This window comes from Actinocorallia aurea (assembly GCF_054783995.1).
The window spans coordinates 78726-97627 of sequence record NZ_BAAGPQ010000027.1; the positions used below are offsets into that span (position 1 = coordinate 78726).

At 70.7% G+C, this 18902-nt stretch carries 19 protein-coding genes; 14 read left to right on the plus strand and 5 right to left on the minus strand.

The features are described 5' to 3' along the window. Positions 1 to 8: 8 nt before the first annotated feature. From argF to ACYVOM_RS29850, 4 genes are all read left to right on the plus strand, one after another. A complete protein-coding gene (gene argF / locus ACYVOM_RS29835) occupies positions 9 to 1013 on the plus strand; it encodes an ornithine carbamoyltransferase (protein ID WP_460306870.1) in 1005 nt (334 codons plus the stop codon). Between the two features lie 2 nt (positions 1014 to 1015). Continuing rightward, positions 1016 to 1951, plus strand: a complete 936-nt coding sequence (arcC, locus tag ACYVOM_RS29840) for a carbamate kinase (RefSeq protein WP_460307100.1) — start codon at positions 1016 to 1018, stop codon at positions 1949 to 1951. 96 nt (positions 1952 to 2047) lie between these two features. After that, positions 2048 to 3478 (plus strand): amino acid permease, encoded by a 1431-nt coding sequence (locus ACYVOM_RS29845; protein WP_460306871.1) that lies wholly within the window; start codon positions 2048 to 2050, stop codon positions 3476 to 3478. After that, complete coding sequence (locus ACYVOM_RS29850; RefSeq protein ID WP_460306872.1) at positions 3478 to 4389, plus strand: universal stress protein; 912 nt, start codon at positions 3478 to 3480, stop codon at positions 4387 to 4389. The genes ACYVOM_RS29845 and ACYVOM_RS29850 overlap by 1 nt, the downstream gene beginning before the upstream one ends. 3 nt (positions 4390 to 4392) lie before the next feature. Here the strand turns inward: ACYVOM_RS29850 and ACYVOM_RS29855 are convergent, their stop codons facing one another. Beyond that, complete coding sequence (locus tag ACYVOM_RS29855) at positions 4393 to 5031, minus strand: response regulator (protein ID WP_460306873.1); 639 nt, start codon at positions 5029 to 5031, stop codon at positions 4393 to 4395. Then, positions 5028 to 6320, minus strand: a complete 1293-nt coding sequence (locus tag ACYVOM_RS29860) for a sensor histidine kinase (protein WP_460306874.1) — start codon at positions 6318 to 6320, stop codon at positions 5028 to 5030. Before ACYVOM_RS29860 ends, ACYVOM_RS29855 begins: the two co-directional genes overlap by 4 nt. A 172-nt stretch (positions 6321 to 6492) precedes the next feature. On the opposite strand from ACYVOM_RS29860, the gene ACYVOM_RS29865 reads away from it, so the two are divergent. The 9 genes from ACYVOM_RS29865 (at position 6493) to ACYVOM_RS29905 (ending at position 13658) form a co-directional block, all read left to right on the plus strand. Further along, positions 6493 to 7050, plus strand: a complete 558-nt coding sequence (locus tag ACYVOM_RS29865) for a VanZ family protein (RefSeq protein ID WP_460306875.1) — start codon at positions 6493 to 6495, stop codon at positions 7048 to 7050. A gap of 157 nt (positions 7051 to 7207) precedes the next feature. Next, entirely contained in the window at positions 7208 to 7954 is a 747-nt protein-coding gene (locus tag ACYVOM_RS29870; protein WP_460306876.1) for a helix-turn-helix transcriptional regulator, read from the plus strand. Beyond that, on the plus strand, positions 7951 to 9363 hold the full coding sequence (sufB, locus tag ACYVOM_RS29875) for a Fe-S cluster assembly protein SufB (protein ID WP_460306877.1): 1413 nt from the start codon (positions 7951 to 7953) through the stop codon (positions 9361 to 9363). The genes ACYVOM_RS29870 and sufB overlap by 4 nt, the downstream gene beginning before the upstream one ends. After that, positions 9363 to 10487 (plus strand): Fe-S cluster assembly protein SufD, encoded by a 1125-nt coding sequence (gene sufD, locus ACYVOM_RS29880; protein ID WP_460306878.1) that lies wholly within the window; start codon positions 9363 to 9365, stop codon positions 10485 to 10487. Before sufB ends, sufD begins: the two co-directional genes overlap by 1 nt. Next, positions 10484 to 10819, plus strand: coding sequence for a non-heme iron oxygenase ferredoxin subunit (locus ACYVOM_RS29885; protein WP_460306879.1), 336 nt, complete (start codon positions 10484 to 10486; stop codon positions 10817 to 10819). The genes sufD and ACYVOM_RS29885 overlap by 4 nt, the downstream gene beginning before the upstream one ends. Position 10820: 1 nt before the next feature. Continuing rightward, positions 10821 to 11567, plus strand: a complete 747-nt coding sequence (gene sufC / locus ACYVOM_RS29890; RefSeq protein WP_123663825.1) for a Fe-S cluster assembly ATPase SufC — start codon at positions 10821 to 10823, stop codon at positions 11565 to 11567. Between the two features lie 3 nt (positions 11568 to 11570). Beyond that, on the plus strand, positions 11571 to 12833 hold the full coding sequence (locus ACYVOM_RS29895; RefSeq protein WP_460306880.1) for a cysteine desulfurase: 1263 nt from the start codon (positions 11571 to 11573) through the stop codon (positions 12831 to 12833). A gap of 1 nt (position 12834) precedes the next feature. Next, positions 12835 to 13290, plus strand: a complete 456-nt coding sequence (gene sufU, locus ACYVOM_RS29900; RefSeq protein ID WP_460306881.1) for a Fe-S cluster assembly sulfur transfer protein SufU — start codon at positions 12835 to 12837, stop codon at positions 13288 to 13290. Then, on the plus strand, positions 13287 to 13658 hold the full coding sequence (locus ACYVOM_RS29905) for a metal-sulfur cluster assembly factor (protein WP_460306882.1): 372 nt from the start codon (positions 13287 to 13289) through the stop codon (positions 13656 to 13658). Before sufU ends, ACYVOM_RS29905 begins: the two co-directional genes overlap by 4 nt. Before the next feature lie 152 nt (positions 13659 to 13810). Here the strand turns inward: ACYVOM_RS29905 and ACYVOM_RS29910 are convergent, their stop codons facing one another. Then, entirely contained in the window at positions 13811 to 14374 is a 564-nt protein-coding gene (locus ACYVOM_RS29910) for a DUF6891 domain-containing protein (protein WP_460306883.1), read from the minus strand. 203 nt (positions 14375 to 14577) lie between these two features. Here ACYVOM_RS29910 and ACYVOM_RS29915 point away from each other — a divergent pair, with 203 nt between their 5' ends. Beyond that, complete coding sequence (locus tag ACYVOM_RS29915) at positions 14578 to 16626, plus strand: alkaline phosphatase family protein (protein WP_460306884.1); 2049 nt, start codon at positions 14578 to 14580, stop codon at positions 16624 to 16626. A gap of 151 nt (positions 16627 to 16777) precedes the next feature. Here the strand turns inward: ACYVOM_RS29915 and ACYVOM_RS29920 are convergent, their stop codons facing one another. Together ACYVOM_RS29920 and ACYVOM_RS29925 are read right to left on the minus strand one after the other, a co-directional pair. Next, entirely contained in the window at positions 16778 to 17431 is a 654-nt protein-coding gene (locus tag ACYVOM_RS29920) for a potassium channel family protein (RefSeq protein WP_460306885.1), read from the minus strand. Continuing rightward, on the minus strand, positions 17424 to 18755 hold the full coding sequence (locus ACYVOM_RS29925; RefSeq protein WP_460306886.1) for a TrkH family potassium uptake protein: 1332 nt from the start codon (positions 18753 to 18755) through the stop codon (positions 17424 to 17426). Before ACYVOM_RS29925 ends, ACYVOM_RS29920 begins: the two co-directional genes overlap by 8 nt. Positions 18756 to 18902: the final 147 nt, after the last annotated feature.

Sequence of the window (18902 nt, forward strand, 5' to 3'; positions counted from 1 at the left end):
GAGAAATCATGGCGTTCAACCTGAGAGGCCGCTCGTTCCTGCGGGAGCTGGACTTCACGCCCAAGGAATGGCGGTTCCTGCTGGAGCTGTCGGCCGAGCTGAAGGCCGCCAAGTACAGCGGGTCCGAGCAGCGCAGGCTGCGGGGCAAGAACATCGCCCTGATCTTCGAGAAGACCTCGACCCGCACCCGCTGCGCGTTCGAGGTCGCCGCGCACGACGAGGGCGCGCACACCACCTACCTCGACCCGACGGGCTCGCAGATCGGGCACAAGGAGTCGATGAAGGACACCGCGCGGGTGCTGGGCCGCATGTTCGACGCGATCGAGTACCGCGGCAGCAAGCAGACCCTGGTCGAGGAGCTCGCGGAGTACGCGGGCGTGCCCGTCTACAACGGCCTCACCGACGAGTGGCACCCGACGCAGATGCTCGCCGACCAGCTCACCATGATGGAGCACTGCGACAAGCCGCTCCGCGAGATCACCTTCGCCTACCTCGGCGACGCCAGGTTCAACATGGCCAACTCCTACATCGCGGCCGCGGCCGTCACCGGCATGAACTGCCGGATCGTCGCGCCCAAGGAGCTGTGGCCGGACAAGGACTTCGTCGTCAAGCCGTCGAAGGAGGTGGCGGCGAAGACCGGCGCGGACATCAAGATCACCGAGAAGGTGGACGAGGGCGTCAAGGGCGCCGACTTCATCCTCACCGACGTGTGGGTGTCGATGGGCGAGTCGAAGGACGTCTGGAAGGAGCGCATCAAGCTGCTGCGCCCCTACCAGGTCACCGCCGACGTCATGAAGAAGACGGGCAATCCGCGGGCGAAGTTCATGCACTGCCTCCCGGCCTTCCACAACACCGAGACGACGGTCGGCGAGGACATCTTCAACAAGACGGGCATGGAGTCCCTGGAGGTGACCGAGGAGGTCTTCGAGTCCGACGCCTCAGTGGTCTTCGACGAGGCCGAGAACCGGATGCACACGATCAAGGCCGTCATGGTCGCCACCCTGGGGCAGTGACGATGCGCGTCGTCGTCGCCCTCGGGGGCAACGCTCTGCTGAAGCGGGGTCAGAAACCTGACGCGGAGATCCAGCGGGACAACGTCATGACGGCGGTCCGGTCGCTCGCGCCGCTCGCCGCGAAGCACGAGCTGATCATCACGCACGGGAACGGCCCGCAGGTCGGGGTCCTGGCGCTGGAGAGCGCCAGCGACCCCAACCTCAGCAAGCCGTATCCGTTCGACACGCTCGGCGCGATGACGGAGGGCATGATCGGCTACTGGATGCTCCAGTCGCTGCAGAACGCCCTGCCGGGCCGGCAGATCGTCTCGATGGTCAACCAGACCCTCGTCTCGGTCACCGACCCGGCGTTCCAGAACCCGACGAAGTTCGTCGGCGAGATCTACACCCGGGACGAGGCCGAGAAGATGGCCCAGGCCAACGGATGGACCGTGAAACCCGACGGCGACCACTACCGGCGGGTGGTGCCGTCGCCCGCGCCGCAGCGCGTGGTGGAGACCCGGCTGATCCGGGGGCTCGTGCGCGAGGGCGTCATCGTCGTCTGCGCGGGCGGCGGCGGCGTGCCCGTCGTCCGCAACGCCAAAGGCCAGCTGGAAGGCGTCGAGGCGGTCATCGACAAGGACCTCACCGGCTCCCTGCTCGCCGAGGCGCTGGAGGCCGACGCGTTCCTCATCCTGACCGACGTGTCCGAGGTGCTGCGCCACTACGGCACGCCCAACCAGGAGGCCATCCGGCACACCACCCCGCACGAGCTGCGGGCCGAGGAGTTCCCCGCGGGCTCCATGGGGCCGAAGGTCGAGGCCGCGTGCGGCTTCGTCGAGCGCACCGGTGACATGTCCGCCATCGGCAGCCTCGACCAGTGCATGGAGATCCTCGAAGGCACCCGGGGCACCATCATCACGCCCAACGCCACCTGGCCGCTGGCCAGCACGCTGTAGCCGAGGAGCCGACGGAGCCGACGGGGTGGGGCGCGACGTGCTCCTGCGCGCGCCCCCGTCGGCCACATCCCTTCCCTTTCTTCCCTGGGAGACCGCGTGGAGACGTCCTTCTGGCACAGCCTGTGGCGCACCAAGCCCGTCGAGGAGATCGTGCGGGAGGGCGGCGAGGGCGAGGGCGGCGAGCTCAAACGCTCGATGACGCTCATCCAGCTGACGTTCTTCAGCGTCGGCGCCACCCTCGGCACCGGCATCTTCGTCGTCATGGGCGAGGCCACGCCCCTCGCGGGACCCGCCGTCGTCCTGGCGTTCCTGCTCTCGGCGATCACCGCGCTGTTCTCCGCGCTGTCCTACGCCGAACTCGCCGGGACGATCCCGGTGTCCGGCTCGTCGTACTCCTACACCTACGCGACGATGGGCGAGCTCGTCGCCTGGGTGTGCGGCTGGTGCCTCATCCTCGAATACGGCGTGTCGGTGTCGGCGGTCGCCGTCGGCTGGGCGCAGTACCTCAACGACTTCCTCGACAAGGCCTTCGGCTTCAAGATCCCCGACGCCTGGTCGCAGGCGCCCGACAAGGGCGGCATCGTCAACATCACCGCGGTCCTCGTCGTCGCCGCGATGACGTTCCTGCTCATCAAGGGCGCCTCGGAGAGCGCCAAGGTCAACACGATCATGGTGTTCTTCAAGCTCGCCCTGCTGCTGTTCTTCATCGTCGTCGGCTTCACCGGGTTCAACTCCGGCTACCTCCACCCGTTCATGCCGCTCGGCCTCGCGGGCGTCAGCGCCGCGGCCTCCCAGGTGTTCTTCTCCTACATCGGCTTCGACGCGGCCTCCACCGCGGGCGAGGAGGCCAAGAACCCCAAACGGGACCTGCCGCTCGCCATCGTCCTGTCCCTGGCGATCGTCACGGTCGTCTACGTGCTCGTCGCGCTCGTCTCCGTCGGGGCGATGCCCTGGCAGGAGCTCACCGGCGACACCGAGGCGTCCCTGTCGGCGATCCTCAGCGACGTCACCGGGCAGTCCTGGCCCGCGCTGCTGCTGTCGGCCGGCGCCGTCATCGCCATCACCAGCGTCGTCCTCACCGTGCTCTACGGGCAGACCCGCATCCTGTTCGCGATGTCGCGCGACGGGCTCATCCCGCACCTGTTCCAGAAGGTCGACCGGCGGACCTCGGTGCCCGTCGCCAACACCCTCATCGTCGGCGCGTTCGTGTCCGTCCTCGCCGCGCTCATCCCGCTCGACCACCTCACCTCCGCCACGAGCATCGGCACCCTCTTCGCGTTCACGCTGGTCAACCTCAGCGTCATCGTGCTCCGGCGCACCAAGCCGGACCTGCCGCGCAGCTTCCGCACCCCGCTCTACCCGCTCACCCCGATCCTCGGCATCTTCTTCTGCGTCTACGTCATGCAGGGCCTGCGCCCCGTCACCTGGCTCGTCTTCGCGCTGTGGACCCTCGCCGGGCTCGCCTTCTACTTCGGCTACAGCCGCAGGCACTCGCGCCTGCTCCGAACGGACAGGGAGATGCGCTGATGGTCGCTGAAAGAGTCCTCGTCGGCTACGTCGACGACCGCCGCGGCGCCGACGCCATCGCCCTCGCCGCCTGCGCGGCCGACGAGCCCGACACCGAGCTCGTCCTCGCGCACATCAGGATCAACGCCTGGCCGGACGTGCCGGGTCCCGGGCACGTCGACGCCGAGTGGGAGCGGTACCTCGACGACCAGGCCCAGGAGGTCCTCGCGCACGGGGCCAGGCTCGCCGCGGAGCGCGGGGTGGAACCCGCCGAACGGCGCGTCTTCACCCAGCGCGGCAGCGGGCGCGGCCTCGCCGTCCTCGCCGGGAAGGTGAAGGCCCGGGTGGTCGTCATCGGCTCCGCGCCGGGCGGTCCCCGCACCGGCATCTCGCTCGGCAGCACCGCGGACCAGCTCCTGCACGGCTCGTCCGTACCGGTGATGATCGCGCCGAAGGGGTTCGCCGAGCGCGGCGTCACGACCTTCGACCGGGTCACCTGCGCCTACCTGCGGGTGCCCGAGTCGACTCCCGCCGTCGCCGCGGCCGCCGCGATCGCCGCGCGGCGGAGGATCCCGCTGCGGCTGCTCACCTTCGCCGTCGACTCGCCCGTCCGCGGCAAGGCCTCGACCGCGCTGGCCGAACAGCAGCTCCGCAGGCTCGTCGACGCTCTGGAGAGCGACCTCGCCGCCGCCGCGAAGGAGGCCGCCGCGGGCAGCGCCCTCACCAAACGCGACGTCCTCACCCAGGTCGCCGCGGGCCGCGACGCGGCCCACGCCGTCCACGCCGCCGACTGGACCGAAGGCGACCTCCTCGTCTGCGCCTCCAGCGCCTCCGGCCCCCTCCGCCGCGTCTTCATGGGCGACATGTCCATGAAGATCCTCCGCGCCGTCCCCTGCCCGGCGATGGTCCTGCCCAAGACCGGGGCCAAGTGACGCTCAGCCGGGAACGAGCCCCGACTCCCACGCCCACGCCGCGATCTCGACGCGGTTGCGGGCGGGGAGCTTGGCCTGGACGTTCCCGAGATGGGTCTTCACGGTGCCCTGGCTGATCGCCAGGGCGGCGGCGACCTCGGCGTTGGTCGCGCCGCGCGCCACGAGCCGGACCACCTCGATCTCGCGCTCCGACAGCGGCACGTCGGGCCGCCGGGCCTCCCGGTCCGGCGCCGCGCGCAGCAGGCCCAGCGTCAGCGACGGGCTGACGAGCGCGGCCCCGGAGGCCGCGGCCCGCACCGCCTCGACCAGCAGTGCCGCGCCCGCGTCCTTCAGCAGGAACCCGTGGGCTCCCGCGCGCAGGGCGTCGCGGACGTAGTCGTCGTCGCCGAACGTCGTCACCATCACCACCTTCGGCGGATCCGGGCGGCGCACCAGGAGGCGCAGCGCCTCCAGTCCGTCGAGGCGCGGCATGCGGATGTCCAGCAGCACCACGTCGGGCCGATGCCGGGCGGCGGCCTCGACCGTCTCGACGCCGTCGGCGGCCTCGGCGACGACCTCGATGCCGTCCTCGACCGAAAGGATCATGGCGAAGCCGGTGCGGACCATCGCCTGGTCGTCGGCGATGAGCACCCTGATCGTCACGGGTCCTCCCGGACCGGGAGGCGCGCCTCGACCGACCAACCGCCGCCCTCGCGCGGGCCCGCGCGCAGCGTGCCGCCCACCATCGCCACCCGCTCCGCCAAGCCCGCGAGCCCGAAACCGCGCCCCGGCCGGGCGCGGCGGCCGCCGTCGTCGCGGACCTCCACCCGGGCCTCGCCGGGCGACCGGTCGAGCAGCACCGCGACCTCGGACGCGTCGGGCGCGTGCCGCCGCACGTTCGTCAGGGCCTCCAACACCACCCGGTGGGCGGTCGCCGCGACCTCCACCGGCAGCGCGTCGCACCCGGCCCCCTCGCCGAGCACCGCGCCCGCGCCCGAGGGCAGGCGGAACCCCGCGACGAGCGCCCGGACGTCGCCGACGCCCTCCGCCGTCCGGCCCTCCCCGGCCTCGCGCAGCACGCCCACCATGCGGCGCATCGCGGTCAGGGCCTCCGCGCCGGCCCGCTCGATCTCCGCGAGGGCGGGCCCGGCGAGCTCCGGCCTGCGCTCGGCGACGGCCCTGGCCCCCTGCGCGCGCACCACGATCCCCGTCACGTGGTGGGCGACGAAGTCGTGCAGGTCGCGCGCGAACTCCGCGCGCTGCGCCAGCCGCACCTCGCTCGCACGCCTGCGCCGGTCGAGGGCGACGAGCCGCGCGGCGGTGCCTGCCGCCGCGGCCCCGGCCGCGCCCAGCGCGAGGAGCAGCGCGAGGATCACGTCGAGTTCGCCGGGCGATCCGGCCAGCGGCCGCAGGACCAGCGCGACCGCCGCACCGCCCGCCGCCACCGCGGCGGGCACCGGGGAGCCCCGCCGCGCCACCAGGGCGACGACCGCGAGCAGCGCCGCCGGCTCGGCGAACCCCAGCGGCTCCGCATCGCGCGCGTGCAGCATCGCGGTCGCCGCCAGCGACGCCGCCGCGGCCGCCCCGCCGATCACCGCGGCCCTGCGCGGGCCTCTCCCCGCCGGAGAGGCCAGCAGCCCCAGCGCGGCCAGCGCGAGCAGGGCGCAGCACGGCTTCTCCCACCCGTCGACGCCCTGGAAGAGCCCCAGCCGAAGATCGAGGCCCACCGCGCCGGCGACCCCGGCGGCGGCCACCGCCCAGCCGATCGCCCGCGCCGCGGTCCCGGAGCGCGCCCGAGGCAGGCCGCCGCCCTTCCCGGGACGGGCATGAGTCAGGCGGTCGGCGCTCTCGAAGGGCGGCCGGGCGTCCACGCCGAGGGCCGGTGCCGCGCCGGGCCCGGCCCCGGCGGGCTTCCGCGCCGGGGGCCGGCGGGTGGGACGGGCTGCGCTCATGGCCTGAAGGCTAGCCGCACAGAGGGAGCCGCAGGATCGGCCGAAAGTCGTAGTGAAAGAGCGCTGACCTGCCTTTCCGCCGAGGCGGCGGCGGGCGCTCGGGCCGGAGACTCGGGGATGCGCCGAACCCCGGCTCCCGCCGGGGCGGCCTCCGCGAAAGGACCCAAGCACCGTGCCCGATGTCCAGTTCACCGTCCCGTCCGCGTTCGTGCTCGGACCGGCCCTCGCGGTCTTCGCCGTGTTCGCGGTCTTCCGCGCGGTGCGCCGCGCCCCCGGGTGGACGCCTCCGCAGACGCTCACACGCTGCGCCGCGGCCCTGTACGCCGCCGCGGTCCTCGACCTGACGGTCTTCCCGATCACCGCGACCTACGGCGAGTACGCCAACCAGACGCCCTGGTACGACCTGGTCAACTTCATCCCGGTCCTCACCGCGGACCTGACCTTCGTCCCCAACGTGATCATGCTGGTGCCGTTCGGCTTCCTCCTCCCGCTCTTCCTCACCCGTCCCCTCTCCGCGGGCAGGGCCGCCGCCTTCGGCTGCGCCGTCTCCCTCGGCATCGAGGCGACCCAGCTCCTGTCGTACCTCGCCTTCAACAGCGGCCGCTCCGTCGACGTCAACGACCTTCTCGCCAACACCCTCGGCGCCGTCCTCGGCCTCGTCGCCTTCCGGCTCGCCGCCCGCACCGCCGCGGCGCCCCTCCTGGACCGCGCCGCCCCCTCCACCGCCTGACGCGAGCGGTCCGGGACCGGGGGAGTAAGGTCTCTCGGCGGCGGTCGCGGGATGGTACCGGACAACGCCGGGTAAAAGTTAGGTAAGGCTTGCCTGTGTGAGTGGGATTACTGTCGTTCACTTGGCTGCGTGGAAGGAATTACGGCACACTGGCGTTGTGAAAAACGTGCCCGAGAACGCAGACCAGGTCACGGCCGGTGCCCCGGCCGTCTCCGGTGTGCCCCGGGCCGAGCGGGACACCCGTGCGCGGGTGGCCCGGCTCATCCTGGAGAACGGGCCGGTGGCGGCGTCCGCCTTGGGGGAGCGGCTCGGGCTCACGCCCGCGGCCGTCCGCAGGCACCTGGACGCGCTGCTGGCCGAAGGCATGATCGAGATCGAGGTCAAGCGGACCCGTCCCACCGCATCCCGCGGCAGGGGACGCCCCGCGAAGCTCTTCGCGATCACGGACAAGGGCCGCAACACCTTCGTCCACGCCTACGACGACCTCGCGGCCAACGCGCTGCGGTTCCTGGCCGAGGCCGCGGGGCCGCAGGCCGTCTCGGAGTTCGCGCGCCGCCAGCTCGCCGGCCTCGAAGGCCGCTATGGCCCAGGTCTCAGGGCGCTTCCCCCGCAGGCGCGGGTGAAAGCGCTCGTGGAGGCGCTGTCGGCCGAAGGCTACGCGGCCACGGTCACCCAGGCGCCCCACGTTCTCGGCGGATTCCAGGTGTGCCAGCACCACTGCCCGGTCGCCCACGTGGCCGCGCGGTTCCCCCAGCTGTGCGAGGCCGAGACAGAGGCCTTCGCCCGCATGCTCGACACCCCGGTGCAGCGGCTGGCGACGATCGCCCATGGCGACGGCGTCTGCACCACCCACGTGTCACCGGTAAAAGCAGGTAACGAGGAGTCCGGAGGGATCTCCCTATGACTACGGCAGCCAACCCCGAACTCGAGGGTCTCGGCAACTACAAGTACGGCTGGGCCGACTCGGACACGGCGGGTGCCGCGGCCAAGCGAGGCCTGTCGGAAGCGGTCGTCCGCGACATCTCCGGCAAGAAGAGCGAGCCCGAATGGATGCTCGACCTTCGCCTCAAGGGGCTGCGGCTGTTCGACCGCAAGCCGATGCCCAACTGGGGATCGGACCTGTCGGATATCGACTTCGACAACATCAAGTACTTCGTGCGCTCCACGGAGAAGCAGGTGGAGTCCTGGGAAGAGCTTCCCGAGGACATCAAGAACACCTACGACAAGCTGGGCATCCCCGAGGCGGAGAAGCAGCGGCTGATCGCGGGCGTCGCGGCCCAGTACGAGTCCGAGGTCGTCTACCACAAGATCCGTGAGGACCTTGAGGAGAAGGGCGTCATCTTCCTGGACACCGACTCGGGCCTGCGCGAGCACCCCGAGCTCTTCCAGGAGTACTTCGGCTCGGTGATCCCCGTCGGCGACAACAAGTTCGCCGCGCTGAACACCGCGGTGTGGTCCGGCGGCTCGTTCATCTACGTGCCCAAGGGCGTCCACGTGGAGATCCCGCTCCAGGCCTACTTCCGGATCAACACCGAGAACATGGGCCAGTTCGAGCGGACCCTGATCATCGTCGACGAGGACGCCTACGTCCACTACGTCGAGGGCTGTACCGCCCCGATCTACAAGTCGGACTCGCTGCACTCGGCGGTCGTGGAGATCATCGTGAAGAAGGGCGGCCGCTGCCGCTACACGACGATCCAGAACTGGTCGAACAACGTCTACAACCTGGTCACCAAGCGGGCCGTGGCCTACGAGGGCGCGACCATGGAATGGGTCGACGGCAACATCGGCTCCAAGGTCACCATGAAGTACCCGGCGATCTACCTGATGGGCCCGCACGCCAAGGGCGAGACCCTCTCGATCGCCTTCGCCGGCGCCGGCCAGCACCAGGACGCGGGCGCCAAGATGGTGCACTGCGCCCCGCACACCTCCTCGTCGATCATCTCCAAGTCCGTCGCGCGAGGCGGCGGCCGCACCTCCTACCGGGGCCTCGTCCAGGTCCAGGAGGGCGCCGAGCACAGCAAGTCCACCGTGAAGTGCGACGCGCTGCTGGTCGACCAGATCTCCCGCTCCGACACCTACCCCTACGTCGACGTCCGCGAGGACGACGTCGAGATGGGCCACGAGGCCACCGTCTCGAAGGTCTCGGAGGACCAGCTCTTCTACCTCATGAGCCGCGGCATGACCGAGGACGAGGCCATGGCGATGATCGTCCGCGGATTCGTGGAGCCGATCGCGCGGGAGCTGCCCATGGAATACGCGCTTGAGCTCAACCGGCTCATCGAACTGCAGATGGAAGGAGCCGTCGGCTGATGGGCGTGGAAGTCAAGCCTGTCTCGACCTTGTCGGAGAAGTCGTCGTACGACGTCGCGGACTTCGCGGTGCCGAACGGCCGCGAGGAGGAGTGGCGGTTCACCCCGCTGCGCCGGCTGCGCGGCCTGCACGACGGCTCGGCGAAGGCCGACGGCAAGATCGTGCTCGAGATCGACGCGGCCCCCGAGGTGACGGTCGAGACCGTCGGCCGGGAGGACGCGCGCCTCGGCAAGGGCTACGTCCCGACCGACCGGGTCTCCGCGCAGGCCTACAGCGCGTTCTCCACCGCGACCGTGATCACCGTGCCGCGCGAGGCCGTCGCCTCCGCGCCGACGATCGTGCGGCTGCGCGGCGAGGACGCGGGCCACGCGGCCTACGGCCACACCACGGTGATCGTCGAGCCGTTCGCCAAGGCGACCCTCGTGCTGGACCACTCCGGTTCGGCGACCTACGCCGACAACGTCGAGTTCATCGTCGGCGATCAGGCCGAGCTGACGGTCGTCTCGGTCCAGGAATGGGCCGACGACGCCGTGCACGTCTCGCACCAGCACGCCCACCTGGCCAAGGACGCGAAGTTCACCGGCTTCAACGTCACCCTCGGCGGCGACCTCGTCCGGATCCGCCCGTCGGTCTCCTACCACGGCACCGGCGGCGACGCCGAGCTGTACGGGGTCTACTTCGTGGACGCCGGCCAGCACCTGGAGCACCGCCTCCTGGCCGACCACAGTGTGCGCAACTGCCGCTCGCGGGTCGACTACCGGGGCGCCCTGCAGGGCGACGACGCGCACGCCGTGTGGATCGGCGACGTGGTGATCCGCGCCGAGGCCGAGGGCACCGACACCTACGAGCTGAACCGCAACCTCGTCCTCACCGACGGCACGCGGGTCGACTCGGTGCCGAACCTGGAGATCCTCACCGGCGAGGTCGCGGGCGCGGGCCACGCGTCGGCCTCCGGCCGCCTGGACGAGGAGCACCTGTTCTACCTCCAGGCCCGTGGCATCCCCGCCGACCTCGCCAAGCGGATGGTCGTGCGCGGCTACCTCAACCAGATCGTCCAGCGCATCGAGATCGACGAGCTGCGCGAGCGGGTGGAGGCAAGGATCGACGCGGAGCTGTCGCGGTGAGCGGATTCGTCGACATCGGCGCGGAAGCCGAGATCGCCGAGGACACGCCCATCGTCGTCGAGATCGACGACGTGCCCGTCGTGGTCGTGAAGACCGGCGGCGAGGTGTTCGCGATCAACGACACCTGCTCGCACGCCGAGGTCTCGCTCTCCGAGGGCGAGGTCTACAACGGAACACTGGAGTGCTGGCTGCACGGGTCCTGCTTCGACCTGCGCACCGGCAAGCCCACCAACCCGCCCGCGACCAGGGCGGTGCCCACCTACCGAGTGAAGATCGAGGACGGCAAGGTGCTCGTCAACGTCGCCGAGCCGTCCGAATATGGGGAGTCCTGACATGGCCACGCTGGAGATCCGCGACCTGCATGTGACGGTCGCCGACAAGGAGATCCTGAAGGGCGTCAACCTGACGGTGAAGGCTGGGGAGACCCACGCCATCATGGGCCCGAACGGATCGGGCAAGTCCACCCTTGCCTACGCGATCGCCGGGCACCCCAAGTACACCGTCACCTCAGGCACCGTCACCCTGGACGGCGAGTCCGTCCTGGACATGAGCGTCGACGAGCGGGCGCGCGCCGGGCTGTTCCTGGCGATGCAGTACCCCGTCGAGGTGCCGGGCGTGTCGGTCGCGAACTTCCTGCGCACCGCCGTCACCGCGGTCAAGGGCGAGGCGCCCAAGCTCCGGGTCTTCTCCAAGGACCTCAAGGAGGCGATGGCCCAGCTCCAGATGGACCCGGCCTTCGCGCAGCGCAACGTGAACGAGGGCTTCTCCGGCGGTGAGAAGAAGCGCCACGAGATCCTCCAGCTCGAGCTGCTCAAGCCGAAGATCGCGGTGCTCGACGAGACCGACTCCGGCCTCGACGTCGACGCGCTCAAGGTCGTCTCCGAGGGCGTCAACCGGTTCAGCGCCGCGGGCGAGACCGGCGTGCTGCTGATCACCCACTACACCCGGATCCTGCGGTACGTGAAGCCGGACTTCGTCCACGTCTTCGCGCACGGCAAGGTCGTCGAAGAGGGCGGGCCCGAGCTCGCCGAGATCCTCGAGTCCGAGGGTTACGAGAAGTACGTGAAGGCGGGCGTCTGACCCATGTCGCTGCTGGCTGAGGAGATCCGGAAGGACTTCCCGATCCTGGGCCGTACGGTCCGGAACGGGAACCCGCTCGTGTACCTGGACTCCGGCGCGACCTCGCAGAAGCCGCGCCAGGTCCTGGACGCCGAGCGCGCCTTCTACGAGAAGCACAACGCCGCGGTCCACCGCGGCGCGCACCTGCTGGCCGAGGAGGCCACCGACGCGTTCGAGGCGGCACGCGCCACCATCGGAGCGTTCGTCGGGGCCCCCGCGGGCGAGATCGTGTTCACCAAGAACGCGACCGAGGCGATCAACCTGGTCGCCTACTCGCTGAGCAACGCCGCGACGTTCGGGCCGGAGGCGGCCCGGTTCGCGGTCGGCCCCGGCGACGAGATCGTGGTCACCGAGATGGAGCACCACGCCAACCTCGTCCCGTGGCAGGAGCTGTGCCGTCGCACCGGCGCCACCCTGCGCTGGTTCGGGCTGACCGACGACGGCAGGCTCGACACCTCCAACCTGGAGGAGCTGGTGGGTCCGCGCACCAAGCTCGTCGCGTTGACCCAGCAGTCGAACGTGCTCGGCACGGTCAACCCCGTCTCGGTGATCGCCGAGCGGGCGCACGCCGTCGGCGCGCTCGTCCTGGTGGACGGCGCCCAGTCGGTGCCGCACCTGCCGGTCGACGTGGCCGCGCTCGGCGCGGACTTCCTGGTCTTCTCCGGCCACAAGATGCTGGGCCCGCTCGGCATCGGCGTCCTGTGGGGGCGCCGGGAGCTGCTGGAGTCGATGCCGCCGTTCATCACGGGCGGCTCGATGATCGAGGTCGTCCAGCTGGAGCAGTCCACGTACGCCGCGCCGCCGCAGCGGTTCGAGGCGGGCGTGCCGGTGACGGCCCAGGCCGTCGGGCTCGCCGCCGCGTGCGACTACCTCAACGCCCTCGGCATGGACCGGGTGGCCGAGCACGAGCACGAGCTGGCCGCCTACGCGCTGGAGAGCATCGGCTCGATCCCGGGCGTGCGGATCATCGGCCCGACCGACACCGCGGCCCGCGGCGCGACGGTCTCGTTCGTCGTCGACGGCATCCACCCGCACGACGTCGGCCAGGTCCTCGACGACGACGGGGTCGCCGTCCGCGTCGGGCACCACTGCGCGTGGCCGCTGTGCCGCCGCTTCGGAATACCCGCGACCACCCGCGCGTCGTTCTACGTGTACAACACGCTGAGCGAGGTCGACGCCCTGGCCGAGGGCGTCCGGCGGGCGCAGAAGTTCTTCGGGACGGTCTGAAGTGCAGCTTGAATCGATGTACCAGGAGATCATCCTGGACCACTACCGCAACCCGCAGCACCGCGGGCTGCGGGAGCCGTACGGCGCCGAGGTCCACCACATCAACCCGACCTGCGGTGACGAGATCACCCTGCGGGTCGCGCTGGAGGGCTCCGGCGACGACGCGGTGGTCAAGGACGTGTCCTACGAGAACCAGGGCTGCTCGATCAGCCAGGCCAGCGCCTCGGTGATGAGCGACATGATCATCGGCCGGACGGTGAAGGACGCGATGCGGCTCGGCGACGAGTTCCTCGCCCTCATGCAGTCCCGCGGCGAGATCGAGCCGGACGAGGAGGTGCTGGAGGACGCGGTCGCGTTCGCCGGCGTCTCCAAGTACCCCGCCCGCGTCAAGTGCGCCCTGCTCGGCTGGATGGCCTGGAAGGACGCCACAGCCCAGACCCTGGAGAAGGCATCATGACCGAACTCAACGCGGCTGAGGAAGCGGCCCTCGACGCCCTCACCGGCGGCTCCGACGAGGAGGAGCAGATCCTTGAGGCGCTGCGCGACGTCGTCGACCCCGAACTGGGCATCAACGTCGTCGACCTGGGCCTCGTCTACGGCCTCAACGTCGACACCACCGAGGACAAGAAGCTGCTGACGGTCGACATGACCCTCACCAGCGCCGCCTGTCCGCTCACCGACGTCATCGAGGACCAGGCCCAGTCCGCCACGGCCGACCTCGTCGACGAACTCAAGATCAACTGGGTCTGGCTGCCGCCGTGGGGCCCGGACAAGATCACCGAGGACGGCCGCGAGCAGCTCCGCGCCCTGGGCTTCAACGTGTGAACCGCCCCGTCTCCGGCGGGGCGTGATCGGGTTCCTGCGAACCCGGCCGTACGCAAGACCTGCCATACGCAAGACCATGAGGATCCGTGCCCGTATGGGCACGGATCCTCGACGTCGTTCATGGATGTGCGGCGGGGGACAGGGGGCGGGGGTCAGGCGGGCAGGGGCGGGAGGCGCTTCAGCCAGGTCAGGGAGCCGAGGGCGATGCGGTTGCGGACGGTGCCGTCCCATACGGGGTTGAGGCCCTCGGCGGTGAGGGCGGCGACGACCTCGTGGCCGATCGGCACGTCCGCGTCGGCCGAGTGGAAGGAGCCGTAGGACAGGTGGAGGCGTGAGTTCTCCACGGCGGATTCGGTGTCCTGGTAGTGGAAGAAAACGTAGCCGCGTGCGTCCGGGGCTGCGGCCTCGCCGATCTCGGCGAGGCCGCAGCTCTGGCAGCAGGTGAAGTGCGCCCGCGCGGTCACCCCGGCGCCGGTCAGCGCCGCGAAGGCGCGCAGGATCCGGTCGGGGTCGGTGACCTCGGGCCAGTCCCGCTGCTCGGCGAGGCGTTCGCGCCACACCGCCGTGACGGTGTCCTCGGCCAGCATCAGGTTCTCCGGTTCGTCCCCGAGGAGGTCGATCACCTGGTCGACGATCTCGGCGAAGCCGTCGAAGCCCAGCTCGATGTGTCTTCGCGCCATGCTGCGCGCGAGGTCTCTCCGCTCATTCTCATCCATACGCCGACTCTGCCGGATCTGGCCGGCACTCCGCGCGGTTTCCGGGCGATCTTCCCGCGTTCACCGAGGGTCCGCCGTGGTGAACCCTGGCCTAACGTGTATTGACAACTTTTGCGAGCTCTCGCCATGGCGTGGGTGCACGCTGAACACTGGGGTCGGTGCGGAACCCCCGCACCTGGGAATCTCCTGGATTTGGAGTGGACATGCCCCCGATACGTGTGCTCGGTGCTGTATCTACAACTGTTCTCGCTTCCTCCCTGATCGCGGGCCTGGCCGTCGGCGGTCCCGTCGGCGCGGCACCGGCCGAAGCGGTCAAGACCCTCGTCATCGGCGTCGACGGCGCCGCGTACGACTTTCTCGCCGCCGCCGACATGCCCAATCTCGACGCGCTCATGGCCCGGAGCATGGTCGCCACCAGCGACCTCCAGGCGCTGCCGATGGCGGGCACCGTCTCCGGCCCGAGCTGGTCGACCATCGCGACCGGTGTGTGGCCCGACAAGCACCGGGTCACCGACAACACCTTCACCGCCCCGAACCACACCGAGTACCCCGACTACCTCACCCGCATCGAGGCGGCCAGGCCGCAGCGCTTGACCGCCGCGGTAGGGACGTGGGGCCCGATCGTCACGACGGTCTTCGGCCCCGCCGTGGACTCCAGGATCGCGGGCGGCTCGGACGCGGGCACGACGCTGCGCGCCGTCGAGGCGATCGCGGGCGGCGCCGATGACGTGTTCGTCCACCTCGACGAGGTCGACGGCGCGGGCCACGGCGCGGGCACCAACGGCGCCGCCTACCGGACCGCGCTCGCCCGCGCGGACCGCCAGATCGGCGACATCCTCGCCGCCGTCGAGGCCCGGCCGCAAGGCGAGGAGTGGCTCGTGCTCGTCACCAGCGACCACGGCCATACCCCGACCGGCGGGCACGGCGGCAACAGCCTCGCCGAGCGCAAGGTCTTCGTGATCGCCTCCGGCGCGGGCATCGCGCCGGGTACCCGGCACGACGTGAAGATCTCCGACATCGCCCCGACCGTCCTCGCCGCCGCCGGCGTCGGCCCCGACCCCGCCTGGCGGCTCGACGGCGCGGCGATCGGCTCCCTGCGCCCCGACGCCTTCGACGCGCTGCGCCCCGAACTGCGCACCCGCGTGGACGAGACGGGCGTCAACGCGAGCCTCCTCGGCTGGACGCGCACCGCCCCCGAGGGCTGGTCCATCGACAACGCGAAGATGCCCTCGGGCGGTGTCACGGAGTGGGCGGGCTGGTCGTTCGCGACCGACGAGTTCTGGACCCAGGCCGAGCGCGGCCAGGGGCGTGAGACCAACGTCCGGGCCCGCGACGTCTTCGCCGTCGCCGACTCCGACGAGTGGGACGACAAGGCCCACGCCGCGGGCCGGTTCGACTCGACGCTCGTCAGCCCGGCCTACCCGCTCACCGGCGTCGCGACCGCGACCCTCGCCTTCGCGTCCCGCTACCAGATCGACGGCCCCCAGTCGGGCGAGGTCCTGGTGAGCTTCGACGACGGCGAGCCGCAGGTGCTGAAGTCCTACACCGCGAACACCAACGTGGTGGAGAACCTGGCGTTCGAGGTGCCCGCGGGCGCGAAGACCGCCCGGTTCCGCTTCCACTACACCGGGACGAACAGCGCGTTCTGGACGGTCGACCAGGTCGAGCTGAAGCAGGAGCAGTCCCCGGCCGACCGCGCCAGGCCGGTCGCGACGCTGGTCTCGCCCGCCGCCGCGGGCCCCTTCCAGAAGCTGGACGTCCGGGTCGAGGCGACCGACGAGACTGGACTCCAGCGCATCGTGGCCAACATCTACAAGGACGGTGTCCTGGTCAAGAGCACCCAGACCGCGCTGAACGGCGCGAAGTCCGGCGTCCACACCGCCACGGTGGCGCTCCCCGAGGGCTCCTACACCGTCAGGTACAACGCCCAGGACCTCGCGGGCAACATCGCCCCGACAGGCACCGCTGCCTTCGCCATCGACACCACGGCGCCCAAGGCCATGGTGAAGGACGGCGAGGCCTACACCGTCGCCGCCGGAGCGGGCTACGACCGCGTCAGCTACAAGCTCTACGACGCGGGCAAGATCGACAAGGTAGTCCTCAACGGCAAGGTCAAGGACCTCACCGACAACCCCTGGTCCGACGTCGACTTCATCCGGCCGGGCGTCTTCGGCGCCGTCCAGGGCGAGAACGCCCTCGTCCTGCACGACGTCGCGGGCAACACCCAGACCGTCACCTTCATCCTGAACTGACGTCGCGCCCGACCGCCGGCGCACCGCGATCCGGCCGGCACGCACCGAGGCGAAAGGCCCGGCGCCCCCACGGCGCCGGGCTTCCGCGCGCGGGCCGGGGCACTGCGCCCGGCGGAACCAGCCGACCGCATCGTGGTCGACCGCACCGCCGCTAGAGGTCGGTGAACCGCTCCACTTTGGCGGTCGGGCCGGCGACGAGGATGAGGTCGTCGTATTGGAGGACGGTGTCCTCGGTGGCGTAGGTGTAGGACTCGCCATGGGGTTTGACGCTGACGATGGTGACGCCGTGCTTGCGGCGGAGATTGGTCTCGCCCAGGGGGATGCCGACGAGGTCGCGGGGCGGGCGGGTCTTGGCGAGGGAGTAGTCGCGGTCGATCTGGACGTAGTCGAGCATGCGGCCGCTGACGAGGTGGGCGACCCGCTCGCCCATGTCGTGCTCGGGCAGGACGACGTGGTTGGCGCCGATGCGTTCCAGGATGCGGCCGTGCTGGCGGCTGATGGCCTTGGCCCAGATGTCCTCGACGCCGAGCTCCACCAGCAGCGAGGTGGTCAGGATGCTGGCCTCGATGTCGCTGCCGATGGCGACGACGGCCCGGTAGAAGTCGGGGACGCCGAGCTGGCGGAGCGCCTGGATGTCGGTGGCGTCGGCGGAGACGATCTGGGTGAGCTCGCCGGAGAGCGCCTGGACCGTCTTGGGCCGGTGGTCGATCGCGAGCACCTCGGTGCCGAGCCGGGTCAGCTCCAGCGCGATGGAGCTGCCGAACCGGCCCATGCCGATGACGACGACGGGGGTGTTCTCAGCCAACGATCGGTCGCTCCTCCGGTAGTTCGTACAGTCTGGTCCGTTCCCGCAGGGCGAGCGCGGTGAACAGGGTGACGGGGCCGACCCGGCCGATGAACATCAGGAAGATGATCAGGAGCTGGCCCGCCGCGGGCAGCGTCGGGGTGATGCCGGTCGACAGGCCGACGGTCGCGAAGGCCGAGATGACCTCGAACAGTACCTGGTCGAGCGTGTGCGGCACGATCGCGAGGAGCGCGAAGGTCGCGGTGGCGACGACGCCGACGCCGATGAGCGCGATGGTGAGGGCCTGGCGCTGGGTGTCGTGCGGGATCTTGCGGTTGCCGACGTTGACGCTGGTGTCGCCGCGCAGCTCCGCGAGCAGCACGAACGCCAGCAGCCCGAAGGTGGTGACCTTGATGCCGCCGCCGGTGCCCGCGCTGCCCGCGCCGATGAACATGAGGATGTCGGTGGCGAGCCAGCTCTCGGGGCGCATCGCGCTCACGTCGATGCTGTTGAAGCCGCCGGAGCGCGGCATGACGGCGGAGAAGAACCCGGCGAGGAGCCGGGCACCGCCGTCGAGACCGCCCAACGTGCGCGGGTTGTTCCATTCGAAGACGGTGAGGACGACGGTCCCGGCCCCGATCAGCAGTGCCGTCAGTCCTATGGTGATCTTGGTGAGGACGGACCAGCGGATGGGCCGCCGCCAGGAGCGGGCGAGTTCGAACACGACGGGGAAGCCGAGCCCGCCGACGATGACGCCGATGCACAGCGGCAGGCAGACCCAGGGGTCGGCGGCGAACCCCATGACGCTGTCGGACCACAGGGCGAGCCCGCCGTTGTTGAAGGCCGACACGGAGTGGAACAGGCCCAGGTAGGCCCCGTAGCCGACGCTCTCGCCGTAGTGGAGGACGAACCGCGCGGCGAGGACCAGGGCGAGGATCGCCTCGGTCGCCAGCGAGAAGATCACCACGTTGCGGATGACGCGGCGCAGGTCGCTGCCCGAGAGGGTCTTGTTCTCGGTGGCGGCCAGCAGCCGGGCGCGCAGGCCGAGCCGGCCGGACAGCAGCAGCGCGAAGAGCGTCGCGAGGGTCATGATGCCGAGGCCGCCGGCCTGCAGCAGCAGCATGATCACCACTTCGCCGAAGACCGACCAGTGCGTGTCGGTCGCGACGACGGCGAGGCCGGTCAGGCAGATCGACGAGGTGGCGGTGAACAGAGCGGTGAGGATCCCCGCGCCCTCGCCTTCGGCGGTCGCGATCGGCAGTGAGAGCAGCCCCGTGCCCACGGCGACCGCCGCGCCGAAGCCGCCGACGATCACCTGCGTCGGGTGCCGGAACCCTTTGCGCATGCCGCTCCCCTGCGGGGGCCCGGTGCCCCCGTCCAAGCGACCGACGCTACCAACATCACGGTGCCCCCCGGGGCGGCTCCCCGGGCGGAGCACAGGAGCCGCGGTGCCATACGTTCACCTCTTCGGGGGGATTTGGACGTGGGTGGT

Coding starts and splice junctions, on each gene's coding strand:
- argF (WP_460306870.1), top strand. CDS start 9: ATGGCGTTCAACCTGAGAGGCCGCTCGTTCCTGCGGGAGCTGGACTTC.
- arcC (WP_460307100.1), top strand. CDS start 1,016: ATGCGCGTCGTCGTCGCCCTCGGGGGCAACGCTCTGCTGAAGCGGGGT.
- ACYVOM_RS29850 (WP_460306872.1), top strand. CDS start 3,478: ATGGTCGCTGAAAGAGTCCTCGTCGGCTACGTCGACGACCGCCGCGGC.
- ACYVOM_RS29860 (WP_460306874.1), bottom strand. CDS start 6,320: ATGAGCGCAGCCCGTCCCACCCGCCGGCCCCCGGCGCGGAAGCCCGCC.
- sufB (WP_460306877.1), top strand. CDS start 7,951: ATGACTACGGCAGCCAACCCCGAACTCGAGGGTCTCGGCAACTACAAG.
- sufD (WP_460306878.1), top strand. CDS start 9,363: ATGGGCGTGGAAGTCAAGCCTGTCTCGACCTTGTCGGAGAAGTCGTCG.
- sufC (WP_123663825.1), top strand. CDS start 10,821: ATGGCCACGCTGGAGATCCGCGACCTGCATGTGACGGTCGCCGACAAG.
- ACYVOM_RS29895 (WP_460306880.1), top strand. CDS start 11,571: ATGTCGCTGCTGGCTGAGGAGATCCGGAAGGACTTCCCGATCCTGGGC.
- ACYVOM_RS29905 (WP_460306882.1), top strand. CDS start 13,287: ATGACCGAACTCAACGCGGCTGAGGAAGCGGCCCTCGACGCCCTCACC.
- ACYVOM_RS29910 (WP_460306883.1), bottom strand. CDS start 14,374: ATGGATGAGAATGAGCGGAGAGACCTCGCGCGCAGCATGGCGCGAAGA.
- ACYVOM_RS29915 (WP_460306884.1), top strand. CDS start 14,578: ATGCCCCCGATACGTGTGCTCGGTGCTGTATCTACAACTGTTCTCGCT.
- ACYVOM_RS29925 (WP_460306886.1), bottom strand. CDS start 18,755: ATGCGCAAAGGGTTCCGGCACCCGACGCAGGTGATCGTCGGCGGCTTC.